The organism is Homoserinimonas sp. A447 (genome assembly GCF_054489325.1).
The window spans coordinates 2,893,883-2,910,927 of record NZ_JBTMWW010000001.1; the positions used below are offsets into that span (position 1 = coordinate 2,893,883).

Consider the following 17,045-nt stretch of genomic DNA (forward strand, 5'->3'; position numbering starts at 1 on the left):
GTGCCCCACACCACAGCGCAACACGGCTCGCCGGCGGTCAGCACCACTGACCGCCGGCGGTCCGGCGTCATCAAGCGACCGGATGGTTGGTGGCCCTGGTTGTTCATCGCGCCGCTGCTCCTCGGCATCGGGATGTTCTACATCTGGCCCATCCTTCAGACGCTGTACTTCTCCTTCACCGAGTTCGGTGTCTTCGGAGGCGCGATCTGGACCGGGCTCGACAATTACATCCGGCTGGTGCAGGATCCCGAGTTCTATCTCGCCATCCGGAACACCGTGATCTACACCGCAATCGTCGTGCTGGGCATCCCGATCGGGATCTACATGGCCAGCCTCATCAACCGCCCAGGACTGCGCTTCGCTTCGCTCTACCGGGCGCTCTTCTTCCTCCCGTTCATCTCGCTGCCGGTTGCGGTGTCCCTCATCTGGAAGGCGATGTACAACGGCGACTTCGGAATCATCAACTACGGCTTGTCACTGCTGGGGATCGATGGGCCTTATTGGTTGTCGACTGAAGGGCTTGCGCTGGTCTCCATCGCGGTCTTCGGCCTCTGGGGTTCGCTGGGCTTCGCGATCATCATCCTGGGCGCCGGGCTCAAGAACATCCCGATCGACCTTTACGAAGCTGCCGAGTTGGATGGCGCCTCGCCGTGGCGACAGTTCATCTCCGTCACCGTCCCGCTGCTGTCTCCCAGCATTTTCTTCGTGACCATCGTCACAGTCATCGGGAGCTTCCAGCTCTTCGACAGCCTCTACGCCATGCTGGGCCCGAGGAACCCGGTGCTGCCGGAGACCCAGTCACTGGTCTTCTACTTCTACACGACCGGGTTCATCGACAACAACAAGGGATTCGCGGCCGCCATCGCGCTCGCCATCATGGTGATCGTCGGCCTGGTGACCCTTCTCCAATTCCGCATTCAGAAGAAGTGGGTCAACTATGAGTGATGCGGTAGCCGTAACGGCGCGGGCCAATCAGGCCAGGCTCAAGCAGGCGCGCCGACGCCGGCAGGGCTCGCACCTGCACGCGCATGTGATTCTCAGCATCGGCGGGTTCATCATGGCCGCGCCGTTCCTGTGGCAGATCATCATGTCGCTCTCCTCGAACCGCGAGGTGACCAGCGTGCCGCCGACGTTCTTCCCGGAGGTACTGCGGTTCGACAACTACCTCGCGGTCTTCGACGCCATGCCGTTCTTCGACCAGTTGGGCGTCTCGATCTGGATCACCGTCATCCGGGTGGTGGTGCAGATCGTGCTGTGCACGATGGCCGGCTACGCGTTCGCCCGTATGCGCTTCCGAGGCAAGGCCATCCTTTTCGCCGTCGTCCTGTCCATCCTGCTGGTACCGGGTCAGGTCTACCTGCTGTCCCAGTACCAGCTGATCCAGAGCATTGGGTTGCTCGACACGGTGCTCGGCATTGTGGCGCCCGGCCTGTTCAGCGCGTTCGGAACCTTCCTGATGCGCCAATTCTTCCTGAGCATCCCGAAGGAACTGGAGGAGGCGGCCCGGCTGGACGGAGCGAACCCGTTCCAGACCTTCTGGAACATCATGCTGCCGCTCATCGGGCCGGCAGTCAGTGCCCTGGCCATCCTGGTCGTGTTGTTCTCCTGGAATGAACTGCTCTGGCCGCTGGTGGTTTCCACCAATGCGGAGGCTGCGCCACTGGCAGTCGGACTCGCCACCCTCGCCGGGGTACCGACGATCAACTACCCCGTCTTGATGGCGGCGAGCGCGCTGACCATGGCGCCGATCCTGATCCTGTTCATCGTGCTCCAGAAGCGCGTGATCGACGGCCTCGCCTTCACCGGTATCAAGTAGCGGCGCCGCGCGCAAGATAGACCCCGTTCCGGACGAGTACACCCCACCGCCAGTCCTCGTCCGGAACGGCGCACTGACGCACTGCTGGGCGCCGGCTCAGACTCGATTGATGGAGTTGCGGCCCGGAACCACATGCACCTCGACCCCGGCCCGCTCGATTGCGGCGAGGTCGGCGGGGGAGGCCGTGTCATCCGTGATCAGCGCGTCGACCTGATCGATGTCGGCCACCTTCGCCATGGCCAGCCTGCCGATCTTCGACCCGTCGGCGACCACGATGGTGCGCTGGGCGTGGGTGACCATGGCGTGGTTGGTGCGCGCCTCCGTCTCATCGTGGGTGGTGACACCGCCGGCCGCTGTGATGCCGTCGGTGCCGAGGATCGCGGTGCCGACGTTGATTGCATTGAACGTGTTCTCGGCGAGGATGCCGACCAGTTCAAGGGACTGCGGGCGCAGCGACCCGCCGGTCATGATGACCTTCAGGTTCGGATAGCTCGACACCAGCGTGGCGATGGTCAGCGAGTTCGTAATGATGGTGAGATCTCGATGGTCCGCCAGGGCACGGCCGACCTGGGCGGTGGTCGACCCGCCGCTCAGGGCCACCGCGTGGCGGTGGGTGGGGATCAGGCGCGCAACCTGCAGGGCGATCGATCGTTTGGCTTCCAGGTACTGGGTATCGCGCAGGGCCACCGGTAATTCGGCCTGGGAGTCGATCACATTCGCTCCGCCGTGGGTACGGTGCAGGAGTCGCTGCCGGTCAAGGTCGGCCAGATCGCGACGAACGGTCGCCGGGGATACCTTGAGCGTTTCGGAGAATTCGGTGAGCGACACGTTTTCCCGTTCGGCGAGCAACTCGAGGATGGTGATCATCCGTCGCGACCGCTTGCTTGACGCGGCGTGCCGTAGCTGGGGACCGGACTTCATCGTCATCTCGCGCCTCACTCACTGGGGAGAAGTGAACAGATTATTTGATCACTTTAGACCAATGTCGCTCAGTATGTTGCGTGATTTATCGCTCACCTTTCAAGATCGAGTTATGTCGCGCATCGTATTCATTGGAGCCGGAAGCGTCGTGTTCACCCGGCAGCTCGTCGCAGACATTCTGCGTTTCGAAGACCTGACCGGGGTGACCCTGGTTCTGCACGATATCGATGAGGAACGGCTCGCCGTGGCCACGGCGACGGCGGAACACTTGATAGACCGCTGGAACAGGCCGGTGGAGGTGCAGTCCACGACCGATCGCCGCCGGGCGCTCGATGGTGCCGACTTCGTCGTCAACATGGTGCAGGTGGGTGGGCTTGACGCCACCAGGATCGACCTGGAGCTGCCGTCCCGGTTCGGGTTGAGGCAGACGATCGGCGACACCATCGGTGTCGGCGGGATCTTCCGCGGGCTGCGGACTTTCCCCGTCCTTTCGGCGATCGCCCGCGACATGGCCAGCCTGTGTCCGGATGCCTGGCTTCTCAACTACACCAATCCGATGGCCATGAACGTCTGGTGGCTCTCGGTGGTTGCCCCCGACCTCAAGGTCGCGGGGTTGTGTCACAGCGTGTACTGGACCGTTCGGGGTCTCTGCGAACTGGTCGGCGTTCCGATCGAGGGAACCCACTATCGCGCGGCCGGTGTCAACCACCAGTCCTGGCTGCTGGAATGGTCGCGGGACGGCAGGGACCTCTACCCGTTGCTTCGGGAGGCAATCCAGGCGGATCCCGAATTGCTCAGGCGCACCAGGGTCGAGATCTACCAGCGGATCGGGTTCTACCCGACTGAGACGAGCGAACATTCCGCCGAATACCTGTCCTGGTTCCTGCGTTCTGATGAGCAGATCGAGAAGTTCCGGTTGGTTCCCTCGGAGTACCTCGGCATCAGTGAGCGGAATCTCGGCGAGTTCGCGCAGGCGAAGGAGATCCTGGCGTCCGGCGCGCAGCTTGCGGTCGCCGACGGGGCTACGGAGTATGCGCCCCAGATCATCCACTCGATGCTGACCGGCGAGCCGCGCCTGATCCATGCGAACGTCGTCAACCATGGGCTGATCGGCAACCTCCCGCAGCAGGCGGTGGTCGAGGTTCCGTGCCTGGTGGATGCCGCTGGTCTCCACCCGCAGTCGATGGGTGCCTTGCCCGCTCAGGGAGCAGCGCTCAACCGCAGTTACCTCGCCGTTGCCGAGCTCACTGTCGAGGCCGCACGACAGGGGGACCCGCGCCTGATTCGCCAGGCCGCATTGGTCGACCCCAACACCAGCTCCACCCTGACTCCGGAGAAGATCTGGGAACTCTGCGACGCCATGAGCAGGGCCCATGCCGACGTCCTTCCCCGTGAATTGGGCGGTCGGGTCAGCCTCGAACCCTGACAGCGACCCTGAGGGTTCGCTCATTAAGAATGAGCGATTTGGGCAAATTTCTTGTCACCCAATCAGTTACGGCGGAATATGGCCTCCTCAGAGTCCCCTGCACTGTCGAGACCAAAGGAGTTCATCGATGAACCAGCACCAACGCCGCAGCAGGCACGTAGCAAGGGCCGCCGGCGCCACGCTCGCCACGATCAGTCTCATCGCGGCGCTGGCGGCCTGCGCGCCGGAGGAGGCGGCATCACCAGACTTGGACACGGAAGCCGAGGTGACCGTCGAGGTCTGGACCGGCCAGGCCGGTGAGGCCCACGAGATCCTGGAGTCGCTGGCCAGCGAGTTCATGCAGGACCACGAGAACGTCACCCTCGAACTCTCGGCGGGCGCGTCATCCACGCCTGAACTACTGCAGAAGCTGTCGGCCGGCTTCGCCAGCGACCAGTATCCCGACATGTCCTTCGCATTCGGATCCTGGGCCAGCCAGCTGGAGCGCTCGGGTCGTACCCTGGACATCCGCGAGCAGGTAGAGGATCCCGAGGTCGGCTGGGACGAATTCGCCGGCTCCGCACAGAAGACCGTGCAGCCAACCGGGGAGAAGATCATCGGCTTCCCGGCGATCGTCGACAACCTCTCGTTGATCTACAACAAGACCGTGTTCGACGCCGCCGGAGTGGACTACCCGACCGAGGAGTGGAGCTGGGACGACTTTCGTGAGGCAGCCACCGAGCTGACCGATCCTTCCACCGAGTCCTACGGGTACGCGTACTCGGTGTCGGGATCCGAGGCGACCACCTGGCAGTTCTGGCCACACCTCTGGCAGCATGGTGGCGCAATCCTCTCCGACGACAACACCGAGGCAACGTTCGACTCCGAGGCGGGCGTGGAAGCGCTCACCTTCCTGCGCGACATGGCGGTTGAGGACAAGAGCGTCTACCTCGATCAGACCGATACCAAGATCGGTCCGCTGTTCCAGGGCAATCGCATCGGCATGATGACCTCCGGCCCGTGGGAACTCTACGGACTGCAGACCGCGGGGACCGACTACGGAGTCACGATCCTGCCCGGAACCGACGGCGACCATCAAACGGTGTCCGGACCGGACATCTGGGCATTGTTCGACCACGAGGACGACAACCGTGCGTACTGGGCGTTCCAGTTCGCCGAGTGGCTGACCTCCGCAGAGCAGGATGAACGCTTCAACGTCGCGCTCGGCAACCTGCCCCTGCGTTCCTCCTCGGTCGACTCCGAGGCGTACCAGGAACGGGTCGCGGCCAGCCCCGGGTATGAGGTCATGGCGGCGAACGCGGAGAACGCGAAGAACGCCCGCCCAACCGTCCCCGGTTATGTGGGGCTCTCCGAAGCGATCGGTCAGGCTATCTCCGAGGTACTGCAGGGCCAGGGCACACCGGAAGATGCCCTGAAGGAAGCCGCGGACGAGGCGGATCAGGCGCTGAGTGACGGCTAGGAAGGCTCGAATGCCTCGGCTAGTGCCGCAAGGCGTGATCGGGTCCGGGGAGGGTGTCGCAGCGGCGGCCCCCCGGGCTCGTTCCGCCAGCCGCAAACCCACGCTCGTGCAATCGGTCGGCGGATGGTTGTTCGTTGGACCGTCGATGATTATCATCGTCGGCCTGTCCATCTTCCCGGCAGTCTGGGCTTTCCTGCTCTCCCTGCAGAAGTGGGATGGCTTCAGCGAACCGAGCTTCGTCGGCGGCCGGAACTACGAACGGCTGCTCACCGATGACGAGCTGATGGAGGCGGTGCTCCACACCGGCTTCTACACGCTGCTGTTCGTCCCGGTCTCCCTGCTGATGGGCTTGTTCCTGGCGGTGGCGCTCAACCGCCAGATCCGGTTCATCGGCTTCTACCGCACCGCCATCTTCGTGCCGTTCGTGGCCTCGGCCGCTGCCACCGGCATCCTCTCGACCTATCTGTTCAGCCCGCAATTCGGGCTCGTGAACAACGTGCTGAGGGTGCTGAACCTGCCGCAGCAGGGCTGGCTCGAGGATCCCGCACAGGCCATGGTCGTCATCGCCATCATGTCGCTGTGGGGATCGGCCGCCTTCACCACAGTCATCTACCTTGCCGCGCTCCAGGATGTTCCGGCGGAGCTTCTCGAGGCGGCCCGGATCGATGGGGCCAACCGCTGGCAGGGGTTCTGGAATGTCACCTGGCCGCAGCTCGCACCGGTCACCGTGTTCGTGGCGATCTGGCAGACGATCATCTCGATCCAGCTGTTCGACCTGGTCTACACAACCACGCGAGGCGGCCCGCTGGACTCCACGAAGACCGTCGTCTACTACCTGTGGGAAAAAGCCTTCACGAACCTGCGATTCGGCTACGGCTCCGCCGTCGCATACGGGCTGTTCGTCCTCACCCTGCTGATCACGATCGGCGTCGTGCTGTATACCCGACGCCGGAATGCGGAGGCGTTCTGATGGCAACCGAAACCCCCACCAGACCGAAGCGCACCTGGAAACGGCCGAGCGGGTGGCACCTGTTCCTGCTCCCGACCGCGCTGGTATTTCTGCTACCGTTCCTGCAGATGTTCCTGGCCGCGCTGTCGCCGGAGAAGGAACTGATCACCTACCCGCCACCGTTCATCCCTTCCCAGCTGACTATGGACGGGTTCACCCAGCTGTTCAACGAGTCGGATGTGATGCTGTGGCTGCTGAACAGCACGATCGTCTCGACGAGCGCCATCGTGTCGCAGCTGGTGCTGTGTTCCCTCGCCGGATACGGATTCGCGCGGCTGACCTTCCGCGGCAAGAGCTTCGGATTCTTCGCCATCCTGGCCACGATCATGATCCCGACGCAGCTGCTGATGATTCCCACCTATGTTCTCTTCGCTCGGCTCGGAATCATCAACAGCCTCGCCGCGGCGATCGTGCCCTGGCTGGCCTCGGCCTTCGGAATCTTCCTGATGCGGCAATTCTTCGTCTCGCTACCGGCGGAACTGGAGGAGTCCGGAATGCTCGACGGGTGCAATCGATGGCAGGTGTTCTTCCTGATCGTGCTTCCGCTGGCCAAGCCGGCGTTGGCCACACTCGCCATATTCATCCTGCTCGGGTCCTGGAACGACCTGGTCTGGCCACTCATCGCCATCAACGATGAGGGAGCCTTCACCCTGCAACTGGGGCTGGCCAACTTCCAGGGCACCCGGCGCACCGAATGGTCGTTGCTGATGGCGGGCAACGTGGTGGCGACCCTGCCGCTGATCCTCTTCTTCCTCGTGGCGCAGCGGCACTTCATCGCCACCATGACCTTCACCGGGTTGAAAGGGTGACCGGCTCGGTGCTCGTCGTGGGCGATGCGAACGTCGACCTCGTGCTGCAGGGAGATATTGTGCCGCGGTTCGGTCAGGAGGAGCAACTGCTCGAGGATGCAACGCTGGCGATGGGCGGCAGCGCCGGCATCGCAGCGTGCGGCCTGGCCAAGCTGAGCGTGCGCACCGGGCTGGTCGCCGTCATCGGCGACGATGACTTCGGCCGGTTCACCCGCAGCGCCCTGCGAGGGAGTGGGGTGGAGACGTCGACCGTCGCGACCGCCCCAGGGGTGTCGACCGGCATTTCGGTGATCCTGTCAACCCCGGGTGACCGTGCCATCCTGACCCAGCCGGGCTCAGCACCCCTGATCGGGCCCATGGAGGTGCGGGCGGCGGTGAGTAGCTTCACCCCGGACCACGTCCACTTCTCCTCGTATTTCCTGTTGCCGGGTCTCGCCGCCGAGCTGCCGACGCTGCTCGCCTGGTTGCGATCGGTCGGGATCACCACCAGTATCGACACGAACTGGGATCCCGCGGGTCGCTGGAGCGGGATCGGCGAGCTGCTTCCCCTGGTTGATGTCGTGCTGCCCAATCTTGAGGAGCTGCGAGCGGTCCATTCGAGTGTCCTCGGCCGCCGTGCCGACGATGAGGATGCCGCTCGGGCGCTCGCCGAGCTGGGTCCGGCGGTGGTGGTGAAAGCTGGCGCCGAGGGCGGATGGTCGGTGACGGACTCCGGTGTCCACCGCGGACGTGCCGTCACCGCTGATGTCGTGGACACGACTGGCGCAGGAGACAGCTTCAACGCAGGCTACCTGGCTGCCGTCGCACATGGCGTGGTCGAGGAGGAGGCCCGGCTGCGCTGGGCCGTCGTCGCAGGCACGCTCTCCACCAGGGCCCCTGGTGGCACCTTGGCCCAGCCCTCGCTGACGGAGTTGTTCGAGAACCTGTTCTAGTGATGCCGGCCCGGTGCGCGGGCCCGGTTCTGCCGTGACACCCGATAGACTTTCGCTGTCGCGACTGGCGTTAGATGGGTAACCATCGGGGAGCGGCTCTCCCTACCGGCAAGGCCGGCCGATCCTGACAGATCGCTCGGAACCGGCGGTAGGGGCCCAATCGATTCGGCCGTACGCCTGGGCCGGGTGACACAGTAGGCGCGAGTGCCCCGCCGTTAGCTCGTCGCCCGTCCGAATGTATGTCAGCCGTAAGGAGCCAGCCTTGAACGACAAACTTCCGTCTTCCTTCACCGACCCGCTCGCCAGCGTCGACCCTGAGATTGCCGCCGTGCTCGCCCAGGAGCTCGGACGCCAGCGCGACACCCTCGAGATGATCGCCAGCGAGAACTTCGTCTCGCGCGCGGTGCTCGAGGCGCAGGGCTCCGTGCTCACCAACAAGTACGCGGAGGGCTACCCCGGTCGCCGCTACTACGGCGGATGCGAGTACGTCGACGTCGCGGAAGACCTCGCCCGCGACCGCGCCAAGTCGCTGTTCGGCGCGCCATACGCGAACGTGCAGCCGCACTCCGGTGCCCAGGCGAATGCCGCGGTGCTGATGGCGCTCGCGAACCCGGGTGACAACATCCTGGGCCTGGAACTCGCTCACGGCGGCCACCTCACCCACGGGATGAAGCTGAACTTCTCCGGCAAGCTGTACAACGCGAACGCCTACGGGGTCGACCCCGAGACGGCACGTGTCGACATGAACATCGTGCGCGAACGGGCACTCGCTGTGCGCCCGACCGTGCTCATCGCCGGCTGGTCGGCCTACCCGCGCCAACTCGACTTCGCCGCCTTCCGCGAGATCGCCGACGAGGTCGGTGCGAAGCTCTGGGTCGACATGGCCCACTTCGCCGGACTCGTCGCCACCGGCCTGCATCCGAACCCGGTTCCCTACGCGGATGTCGTCTCCTCCACCGTGCACAAGACGCTGGCCGGGCCCCGCTCCGGCTTCATCCTGACCAACGACCTCGAGATGCACAAGAAGATCAACTCGGCGGTGTTTCCCGGGCAGCAGGGTGGGCCGCTCATGCACGTCATCGCCGCCAAGGCGACCGCGTTCAAGCTGGCTGCGGAGGACGAGTTCAAGGACCGCCAGGAGCGCACCGTCAGCGGCGCGAAGATCCTGGCCGAGCGGCTGATGGCGGATGACGCGCGCGCTGCGGGCATCGACCTCCTCACCGGCGGAACGGATGTTCACCTGGTGCTGGTCGACCTGCGCAACTCCGCGATCCACGGCAAGGATGCCGAAGACATCCTGCACTCGGTGGGCATCACCGTAAACCGCAACTCGGTGCCGAACGACCCGCGCCCGCCGTTGACCCCCTCCGGCGTGCGGATCGGGACGCCGGCGCTCGCAACGCGTGGCTTCGGCGACGAGGAGTTCGCCGAGGTCTCCGACGTGATCGCGACGGCGCTGATGCCGAACCCCGACGTCGAAGCGCTGCGCGCCCGCGTGAAGAAGCTCGCCGACCAGTTCCCCCTGTACCCCGGCCTCACGTCCCCGGGAACCTGGGCCTGACCCATGTATCTTCTTGCGAAACCGCAGTTGCGGCCCTTCCGAGCACGGTGTTTCAGCCGCAAGTGCGGTCTCGCGGGCGGGGGACAGGCGTGACGGCGATTACCCTGGACGGCGTCGCCACGGCATCCGCCGTTAAGGGAGAGCTTGCCGCGCGCATCGAGAAGTTGAAGGAGAACGGGGTCACGCCGGGACTCGGCACACTGCTGGTCGGCGACGATCCGGGGTCACGCTCGTACGTGGCGGGCAAGCACCGCGACTGTGCTGAGGTGGGCATCCGTTCGATCCGTGTCGACCTGCCGGCGTCAGCATCCGCTGCGGATGTTCGTGCCGCCATCGCGGACCTCAATGCGGCCCCAGAGGTGACCGGCTACATCGTGCAGCTGCCGCTGCCGGGCGGCCTCGATGAGAACGCCATGCTGGAGCTCATCGACCCGCTGAAGGACGCCGACGGGCTGCACCCGACGAACCTCGGGCGGCTGGTGCTTGGCGTGATGGGCGAGCTCGACTCCCCGCTGCCCTGCACGCCGGCCGGCATCGTTGAGTTGCTCCAGCGCTACGAGGTGCCGATTGCCGGGCAGCGGGTGACCGTCATCGGCCGCGGTCTGACTGTCGGCCGCCCACTCGGGCTGTTGCTGACCCGCAAGGGACTCGACGCGACTGTCACGCTGACGCACTCCCGCACCAGGGACCTGGTCTCCGAGGTGGAGCGAGCCGACATCGTGGTTGCGGCGGTCGGCGTTCCGCACCTGGTCAAGCCGGAGTGGCTGAAGCCGGGTGCCGCGGTGCTCGATGTCGGCATCACCCGTGTGGAGAACGAGGCGACCGGAAAGGCGCAGCTGCTGGGCGACGTCGACCCGGCCTGCGCAGAGGTTGCCGGGTTCCTCTCACCGAACCCCCGCGGCGTCGGCCCGATGACCCGCGCCATGCTGCTCGCCAACGTGGTGAAGGCCGCCGAGCGCCTCTAGCCCGCTCCCAGCATCCGACGATGACGGTCTTTATCGTCGATGCGGGTGTTTGTAGCGGCGTCATCGTCGACAATGGCCGTCATCGTCATCGGCGACTGGTCAGGGACGCGCGATGATAATGCGCAGCGAGCCGTCGAAGACGGGCTGGGTGCGCAGATGGCCGTACTTCTCGTCCCAGGCTCCGGATGCGAGGTCGGCCTTGAGCGTGCGTTCGAACCGCTGCGAGACGGCCTTGTCGACGAAGCTCCATGCGGAGTTCGCCAGCCGCGCCGCCGGGTCGAGAAGCGCCTCCGGCCGCCCGTAGTACGCCTCGCCGAAGCCGTCAGTGCAGTCGAGTGGGATCGGCAGATGGAGTGTCTCGACCTGCCCGCCGAGCATCCGCGCTAAGTCGGCCGGTGCCGGGTACCGGCCGGCCTCGGTCTTGATGACCTCGGGCGCATACTCGCCAAGCCAGAACTTGTTCAATGCGGCGGGGTCGCAGGTGAGGATGACGACCGGCCCAGACGTGACGCGTCGCAGCTCACGCAGCCCAGCGCCAAGGTCGCTCCACTGGTGCACCGTGAAGCTGGCAAGTGCTCCGTCGAACTGGTCATCGGCGAACGGGAGGTTCTCGGCGACAGCGTCCACAGCAATGCTGAGGTTGGCTGATCGCTGTGCTCGCATCGATGCGCTCGGCTCGACAGCAGTGACCGCCCGATCGGTCGGCTCGTAGGAGCCGGCGCCGGCACCGACATTCACGATGCTCACCGCGTCGTCGAGGGCATCCTCAATCGCTTGAGCCAATCGGGAGTCGGGTTGCCGGTATCGGCTGTAGTCGGTGGCGATCACCCCGTAGTCCGCATCACCGGCACTGCCGTCGCTGTGCCGCACTAGTTCCATCTGTTCTCCTTTTGAAGTCAGCCGAAAACCGGGGGTCAGGGCTCGCGGGTCGCACCGGATGACGCCGTGACCACGAAGGTGTCCGGCGGGCTGTAGCCGTGCTCCGAGAAGGCACCGTCGAGGGCGACCTGAACCAGGGAGACGGATGCCCGGGGCACCAACGCGATCGCGGCGCCCCCGAAGCCCCCACCGGTCATCCGCGCGCCGATCGCGCCATTCGCCAGGGCGACCTCCACGGCCAGGTCAAGCTCCGCCACCGAGATCTCGAAGTCGTCGCGCATCGACCGGTGCGACTCGTCGAGGAGGTGCCCGATGGCGCCGGGCCCTTCCAGGCGAAGCGTCCGCACGGTGTCGAGCACCCGCTGGTTCTCGGTGACCACGTGCCGCACCCGGCGGAAGGTCTCATCGTCGAGCAGTTCTCGCGCGCGCGGCAGGTCGTCGACGGACACGTCCCGGAGCGACGCGACCTCGAGCATCCGCGCCCCCTTCTCGCAGGATTCGCGTCGCGACGCGTAGCCGCCCGTGGAGTGCGAGTGGCTGACGCCGGTGTCCATGATGAGCACGACCAGGCCGGCCTGTTCGAGCCCGAGTTCGACGAGTTCCGCGTCGAGGCTTCGGCAGTCGAGGAACACCGCCGAACCCGCACGGCCGAGCAGCGACGCCGACTGGTCCATGATGCCGGTGGGGGCGCCGACGGCGACGTTCTCGGCACGCTGGCCGACTCGCGCCAGCGTCTCGCGGGCCAGGCCGAGCTGCCAGACGTCGTTCAGCGCCAGGGCAACCGCGCTCTCGATGGCGGCGGATGATGACAGGCCGGCGCCCACCGGGACATCAGACTCAATAAAGAGGTCAAGCCCCGGCACGCCCGCGAGGTCGGCGCCGAACTCGCCGAGCGCCCAGGCCACGCCCAGCGGGTAGGCGGACCAGCCGCCGAGGGCGTTCGGCTCAAGGGCGGACAGGTCGATCTCGGCAACCTCGTCGGCGTAGGAGCTGGCGACCCGCAACATCCGGTCGTCGCGTGCGCCCAACGCGACCACGGTGCGGCGGTTGATGGCGAACGGCAGCACGAAGCCGTCGTTGTAGTCGGTGTGCTCGCCGATCAGGTTGACGCGGCCCGGGGCAGACCACAGCCCGGCCGGCGCGTGACCGAACGTGTCGGCGAAGCCGTCGCGAGCGTCGTCGCGGATGTCTCTCACAGCCTGGCAATCCCGTCTCGTACCAACTCAGCCGAGTGCTCCGGTGGCACGTCGCCGATCCACGCCCCCATGGCCGCCTCCGACCCGGCCAGGAACTTCAGCTTGTTGGCCGCCCGCCGGGGAGAGGTCAGCTGCAGCATCAGTCGGATGTCGTTCCGCGTGGGGTGGGCCACCGGCGCCTGGTGCCAGGCGGCGATGTATGGCGTCGGGGTGTCGTAGATGTTGTCGATGCCCCGCAGCAGCGTCAGGTAGAGCGTGGCCAGCTCGTCGCGCTCGGCGTCGCTGGTCGCCGCGAAATCGGGCAGCTGCCGGTGCGGCAGCATGTGCACTTCGATCGGCCAGCGGGCGGCGAACGGCACGAACGCGGTCCAGTGCTCGCCGCTGAGCACAACGCGCTCGGATGCCCGCTCGGTGTCCAGAATCCGCTGGAAGAGGTCCGAGCCGAGGGAGTCGATCGAGGCGATCAGCCGCTGGGTGCGCGGCGTCACGTAGGGGTAGGCGTAGATCTGGCCGTGCGGATGCCGGAGCGTCACCCCGATCTCTTCCCCCCGGTTCTCGAACGGGAACACCTGGCGGATGCCCGGCATCGCGGACAGCTCGGCGGTGCGGTCGGCCCAGGCCTCGATCACCGTGCGGGCGCGTGACGGCGTCTGGGTGCCGAACGAGCCTTCGTGTTCCGGGCTGAAGCAGACCACCTCGCAGCGTCCGTTCGCCGGGGCGGTGCGCTCGAATCCGATACCGGAGACATCCGCTTCGCCGAGCCCCGGCCCGAAGGAGGGGGACCGATTCTCGAACACGGCGACATCGTAGTTGTCAGGTATCTCCGACGGGTTGGTGGGTGTCGCCGGCGCCAGCGGATCCTGGTCGGCCGGCGGGAGGAAGGCGCGGTTCTGCCTCGCGGAGGCGAGCGAGACCCACTCGCCGGTGAGCACGTCCTGCCGCATGGTCGCCGTTTCGGGGCGGGCGTCGAGCGTCCGGGCATCCGCCGCACGCTCCCGCGGGAGGGTGGTGTCCGCGTCGTCGAAGTAGATGAGATCCCGGCCGTCGGCGAGTTTCGTCACGTGCTTGGTTATCGCGGGCATGGGTCCTTCAGGTCTGGTCGGGGCTCACCTAACCGTACCGCCCGACCGGACCGCTTAAGCTGGGGTCATGCATGCGCCAACCGGGGAGCAGTTCCAGCTGGCCGGAACCTGGGAAGCCACCACGACGACGGCGATCGTCACCGAGCTGGCCGCGGGCATCCGCACCCTCACGGTGGACGGCATGCACCTGACCGAGCCGTTCCCCGAGAGGGCGAAGCCGTCGTTCGGCAACGGCATCGTGCTGGTCCCGTGGCCGAATCGGGTGCGCGACGGCCTCTGGCGGCTGAACGGGGAAGAACAGCAGCTCGACGTGACCGAGCCGAAACTGGGCAACGCCATTCACGGCCTGCTGCGCAACACCTCCTACCGGGTCGCCGAGCGCAGCGACGCCTCCGTGACCCTTGCCGCCACCGTGTTCCCGCAGCACGGTTACCCGTTCCTGCTCGAGACCAGCGTGCGCTACGAGGTGCAGGCTGACGGCCTGCTGGTGACCCACAGCATCCGCAACCGGTCGGATGCTGTGGCTCCGGTCGCGGTCGGAGCGCACCCTTTCCTGCGGGTCGGCGACGCCCCGATCGAAGACCTCACCATCGCGGTGCCGGCTGCCACCTGGTTCGAGACGGATGCCAGGCAGAACCCGGTCGGGGAGCATCCGGTTGCCGGAACCGACTACGACCTGAGCGGTGGGCGACGCGTCGGCGACCTCACCCTCGACACCGCGTTCGGCGACGTGCGTATGACCGATGGGGTGGCGCGGCACCGCCTGACGGCCACGGACGGACGCTGGGTGGAGCTCTGGCAGGAGGCCGCCTTCGGGTACGCGCAGGTGTTCACCGCGCCGGCCTTCGAACGCGAAAATGGTAAGGGCCTGGCGGTGGCGATCGAGCCGATGACCGCGCCGCCGAACGCGTTGAACTCCGGGGACGGGCTGCGCTGGCTGGAGCCGGACGAGACGTGGACGCTGTCGTGGGGCATCCGCACTGGCGGTCCGCGTGCCTGACGCGAAACAGGTACGGCGCTGGCGCCAGTACCTGGCCGATGAACGCGCTGAGGCAGCGGTGTACCGCGACCTGGCGAGCCGGCGCACCGGTGAGGAGCGGGAGATCCTGTTGGCGCTCGCCGAGGCGGAGCGCCGCCACGAGGACCACTGGATCGCCCTGCTCGGTGACCAGGTCGGCAAGCCGAGGCGCGGTGACATCCGCACCCGGATGCTCGGATGGCTGGCCCGCCGGTTCGGTTCCGTTTTCGTGCTCGCGCTCGCGCAGCGCGCCGAGGCCCGCTCGCCGTATGAGGCGGATGAGGACGCCACCAGGCAGATGGCCGCCGACGAGCAGATCCACGAGGAGGTGGTGCGCGGGTTGGCCGCCCGCGGCCGCGCCCGACTCTCCGGAACCTTCCGCGCCGCCGTCTTCGGCGCCAATGACGGCCTGGTGTCGAACCTCGCCCTGGTGATGGGAATCGGGGCGACCGGTGTGGCCACCCCGGTCATCCTCGCCACCGGTATTGCCGGCCTGCTGGCCGGCGCTCTGTCGATGGCGGCGGGGGAGTTCGTGTCGGTGCGCTCGCAGCGTGAGCTTCTCGAGGCGTCGAACCCGAACCCGGGAGCGGATGCCGCGCTGCCGAACCTCGACGTGAACGCCAACGAGCTGGCCCTCGTCTACCGCGCTCGCGGGATGTCGGAGGCGGATGCCGAGGCCAAGGCCCGGCGGACCATCGGCAACCTCCAGGCCGACCCGACCGGGGAGTTGTCGGCGATCAACCAGCACGAGGAGATCGGGTCTGCCCTGGGTGCCGCCGCGTCCAGCTTCTGCTTCTTCGCATCCGGTGCCCTGCTCCCCGTGCTGCCGTACCTGTTCGGGCTGCAAGGGCTTGCGGCTGTGGTCGTCTCGGCGTTGATTGTCGGCGTTGCGCTGCTCTCCACCGGCGCCGTGGTCGGGCTGCTGTCGGGTGGACCGCCGCTCCGCCGGGCGCTGCGCCAGCTCGCGATCGGCTACGGCGCGGCGGCCGTCACCTACCTGCTCGGCCTGACGCTCGGCGCCGTCGGCGTCTGACTCGGCACGATGACGCGGTGGCGGAGTTGCGCCACCGCGTAGTCGATGAGGTCGCTGTGGCGTTGCCCCTGGCGGGCGTGTACGACGATGCGCCGCAGCACCCGCGGGCCGCTCACCGGCTTTGCGACCAGCCCGGCGGGGAGGTCGACTGACGCCAGCCGGGGGAGGACGGTGACTCCGATTCCCGCCGCCACCAGTCGAAGGGCCGTCCGGTGGTCATCCAGCCGGGCGGCATAACGCGGAGTGAATCCGGCCGCCCGGCAGGCGCCCAGCACGATCTGCCCGATCGGGCTGTCGTAGATGTCGTGGTCCACCCACGGCTCGTGCTCGAGATCCAGGAGTGCGATCTCGCTTCCCTGTGCGAGCGGGTGGGTGGCTGGGAGAACTGCGACGAGTTCTTCGACCAGCAGCTCATGCCGTTGGTAACCGTCGAGTTGCACTTCGATGCTTCCCACCGGTTCGGTGCGGATGTCCAGGTCGGGTTGGCGGCGACCGCGACCGTCCACGGGTTCGTTGAGGCTGACCTCGACGGTGAGGTTCGGCTGGAGCAGCCGGACGGACTGGACCAGTCCCGGTATCCACTGTTCGGCGGCCGAGGCGAAGCAGGCGATCGCCAGGTGCTGTTCCTGGCCGCCGCGGAGGTCGGCGACGACTCGCTCGAGGCGCCCGAAGTCGGCGAGCAGCGAGTGCGCCTGGTCCGCCAGGTGCCTGGCTGCGTCGGTGGCGACGATGCCGCGGCCTTGCTTCTCGAACAGCACCAGTCCGGTTTCTTTCGCCAGCGCGGTCATGTGCTGGCTGATCGTCGCGGGGGAGTAGCTGAGGTTTCGCGCCGCCTTGTTGATCGACCCGGCTGCGACTACCGCGCGGAGGATCTCGAGGCGCCGTGGGTTGAGCATCCATCCACCGTACGGCAATTGCGAACGGTCATCGGTTTTTGTT

At 66.6% G+C, this 17,045-nt stretch carries 16 protein-coding genes; 11 read left to right on the forward strand and 5 right to left on the reverse strand.

The genetic code is table 11. From position 1 onward, the window contains the following. Together ACX3O0_RS14325 and ACX3O0_RS14330 are read left to right on the forward strand one after the other, a co-directional pair. Positions 1 to 945 carry a carbohydrate ABC transporter permease gene (locus ACX3O0_RS14325; protein WP_459108159.1) on the forward strand — a complete coding sequence of 315 codons (945 nt, stop codon included), beginning with the start codon at positions 1 to 3 and terminating at the stop codon, positions 943 to 945. Then, positions 938 to 1,816, forward strand: coding sequence for a carbohydrate ABC transporter permease (locus tag ACX3O0_RS14330; RefSeq protein ID WP_459108160.1), 879 nt, complete (start codon positions 938 to 940; stop codon positions 1,814 to 1,816). Before ACX3O0_RS14325 ends, ACX3O0_RS14330 begins: the two co-directional genes overlap by 8 nt. Positions 1,817 to 1,912: 96 nt before the next feature. Here the strand turns inward: ACX3O0_RS14330 and ACX3O0_RS14335 are convergent, their stop codons facing one another. Then, the gene (locus ACX3O0_RS14335; RefSeq protein WP_459108161.1) at positions 1,913 to 2,743 is read right to left on the reverse strand and encodes a DeoR/GlpR family DNA-binding transcription regulator; all 831 of its coding nucleotides are present in this window, start codon (positions 2,741 to 2,743) and stop codon (positions 1,913 to 1,915) included. A gap of 106 nt (positions 2,744 to 2,849) precedes the next feature. Here ACX3O0_RS14335 and melA point away from each other — a divergent pair, with 106 nt between their 5' ends. The 7 genes from melA (at position 2,850) to ACX3O0_RS14370 (ending at position 10,898) form a co-directional block, all read left to right on the forward strand. Beyond that, positions 2,850 to 4,163, forward strand: coding sequence for an alpha-galactosidase (gene melA, locus ACX3O0_RS14340; RefSeq protein WP_459108162.1), 1,314 nt, complete (start codon positions 2,850 to 2,852; stop codon positions 4,161 to 4,163). A 127-nt stretch (positions 4,164 to 4,290) separates the two neighbouring features. Continuing rightward, positions 4,291 to 5,622, forward strand: a complete 1,332-nt coding sequence (locus ACX3O0_RS14345) for an ABC transporter substrate-binding protein (protein WP_459108163.1) — start codon at positions 4,291 to 4,293, stop codon at positions 5,620 to 5,622. 10 nt (positions 5,623 to 5,632) lie between these two features. Continuing rightward, positions 5,633 to 6,592, forward strand: a complete 960-nt coding sequence (locus tag ACX3O0_RS14350) for a carbohydrate ABC transporter permease (RefSeq protein WP_459108164.1) — start codon at positions 5,633 to 5,635, stop codon at positions 6,590 to 6,592. After that, positions 6,592 to 7,440 (forward strand): carbohydrate ABC transporter permease, encoded by an 849-nt coding sequence (locus ACX3O0_RS14355; protein ID WP_459108165.1) that lies wholly within the window; start codon positions 6,592 to 6,594, stop codon positions 7,438 to 7,440. The genes ACX3O0_RS14350 and ACX3O0_RS14355 overlap by 1 nt, the downstream gene beginning before the upstream one ends. Further along, the gene (locus ACX3O0_RS14360; protein WP_459108166.1) at positions 7,437 to 8,372 is read left to right on the forward strand and encodes a carbohydrate kinase family protein; all 936 of its coding nucleotides are present in this window, start codon (positions 7,437 to 7,439) and stop codon (positions 8,370 to 8,372) included. Before ACX3O0_RS14355 ends, ACX3O0_RS14360 begins: the two co-directional genes overlap by 4 nt. Before the next feature lie 262 nt (positions 8,373 to 8,634). Continuing rightward, positions 8,635 to 9,933 (forward strand): serine hydroxymethyltransferase, encoded by a 1,299-nt coding sequence (gene glyA, locus ACX3O0_RS14365; RefSeq protein ID WP_459108167.1) that lies wholly within the window; start codon positions 8,635 to 8,637, stop codon positions 9,931 to 9,933. An 89-nt stretch (positions 9,934 to 10,022) separates the two neighbouring features. Continuing rightward, positions 10,023 to 10,898, forward strand: coding sequence for a bifunctional methylenetetrahydrofolate dehydrogenase/methenyltetrahydrofolate cyclohydrolase (locus ACX3O0_RS14370; protein WP_459093047.1), 876 nt, complete (start codon positions 10,023 to 10,025; stop codon positions 10,896 to 10,898). Between the two features lie 99 nt (positions 10,899 to 10,997). Here ACX3O0_RS14370 and ACX3O0_RS14375 read toward each other — a convergent pair whose 3' ends face one another. Genes ACX3O0_RS14375 through galT form a run of 3 tightly spaced genes read right to left on the reverse strand, consistent with a single transcriptional unit; the run spans position 10,998 to position 14,055 of the window. Beyond that, positions 10,998 to 11,777, reverse strand: a complete 780-nt coding sequence (locus ACX3O0_RS14375; RefSeq protein ID WP_459108168.1) for a class I SAM-dependent methyltransferase — start codon at positions 11,775 to 11,777, stop codon at positions 10,998 to 11,000. A gap of 35 nt (positions 11,778 to 11,812) precedes the next feature. Further along, the gene (galK, locus tag ACX3O0_RS14380; protein ID WP_459108169.1) at positions 11,813 to 12,973 is read right to left on the reverse strand and encodes a galactokinase; all 1,161 of its coding nucleotides are present in this window, start codon (positions 12,971 to 12,973) and stop codon (positions 11,813 to 11,815) included. Beyond that, entirely contained in the window at positions 12,970 to 14,055 is a 1,086-nt protein-coding gene (gene galT, locus ACX3O0_RS14385; protein ID WP_459108170.1) for a galactose-1-phosphate uridylyltransferase, read from the reverse strand. The genes galK and galT overlap by 4 nt, the downstream gene beginning before the upstream one ends. A 67-nt stretch (positions 14,056 to 14,122) precedes the next feature. Here galT and ACX3O0_RS14390 point away from each other — a divergent pair, with 67 nt between their 5' ends. Together ACX3O0_RS14390 and ACX3O0_RS14395 are read left to right on the forward strand one after the other, a co-directional pair. Continuing rightward, positions 14,123 to 15,055: an aldose 1-epimerase family protein gene (locus ACX3O0_RS14390; RefSeq protein WP_459108171.1), complete on the forward strand. Its 933-nt coding sequence runs from the start codon at positions 14,123 to 14,125 to the stop codon at positions 15,053 to 15,055. Next, positions 15,048 to 16,106, forward strand: a complete 1,059-nt coding sequence (locus ACX3O0_RS14395) for a VIT1/CCC1 transporter family protein (RefSeq protein ID WP_459093052.1) — start codon at positions 15,048 to 15,050, stop codon at positions 16,104 to 16,106. The genes ACX3O0_RS14390 and ACX3O0_RS14395 overlap by 8 nt, the downstream gene beginning before the upstream one ends. Here the strand turns inward: ACX3O0_RS14395 and ACX3O0_RS14400 are convergent. Then, positions 16,067 to 17,002, reverse strand: a complete 936-nt coding sequence (locus ACX3O0_RS14400) for a LysR family transcriptional regulator (RefSeq protein ID WP_459108172.1) — start codon at positions 17,000 to 17,002, stop codon at positions 16,067 to 16,069. The two genes, ACX3O0_RS14395 and ACX3O0_RS14400, sit on opposite strands and share 40 nt — an antisense overlap. Between the last annotated feature and the right edge of the window lie 43 nt (positions 17,003 to 17,045).

Coding starts and splice junctions, on each gene's coding strand:
- ACX3O0_RS14330 (WP_459108160.1), top strand. CDS start 938: ATGAGTGATGCGGTAGCCGTAACGGCGCGGGCCAATCAGGCCAGGCTC.
- melA (WP_459108162.1), top strand. CDS start 2,850: ATGTCGCGCATCGTATTCATTGGAGCCGGAAGCGTCGTGTTCACCCGG.
- ACX3O0_RS14350 (WP_459108164.1), top strand. CDS start 5,633: ATGCCTCGGCTAGTGCCGCAAGGCGTGATCGGGTCCGGGGAGGGTGTC.
- ACX3O0_RS14335 (WP_459108161.1), bottom strand. CDS start 2,743: ATGACGATGAAGTCCGGTCCCCAGCTACGGCACGCCGCGTCAAGCAAG.
- galT (WP_459108170.1), bottom strand. CDS start 14,055: ATGCCCGCGATAACCAAGCACGTGACGAAACTCGCCGACGGCCGGGAT.
- ACX3O0_RS14345 (WP_459108163.1), top strand. CDS start 4,291: ATGAACCAGCACCAACGCCGCAGCAGGCACGTAGCAAGGGCCGCCGGC.
- ACX3O0_RS14375 (WP_459108168.1), bottom strand. CDS start 11,777: ATGGAACTAGTGCGGCACAGCGACGGCAGTGCCGGTGATGCGGACTAC.
- ACX3O0_RS14355 (WP_459108165.1), top strand. CDS start 6,592: ATGGCAACCGAAACCCCCACCAGACCGAAGCGCACCTGGAAACGGCCG.
- ACX3O0_RS14400 (WP_459108172.1), bottom strand. CDS start 17,002: ATGCTCAACCCACGGCGCCTCGAGATCCTCCGCGCGGTAGTCGCAGCC.
- ACX3O0_RS14390 (WP_459108171.1), top strand. CDS start 14,123: ATGCATGCGCCAACCGGGGAGCAGTTCCAGCTGGCCGGAACCTGGGAA.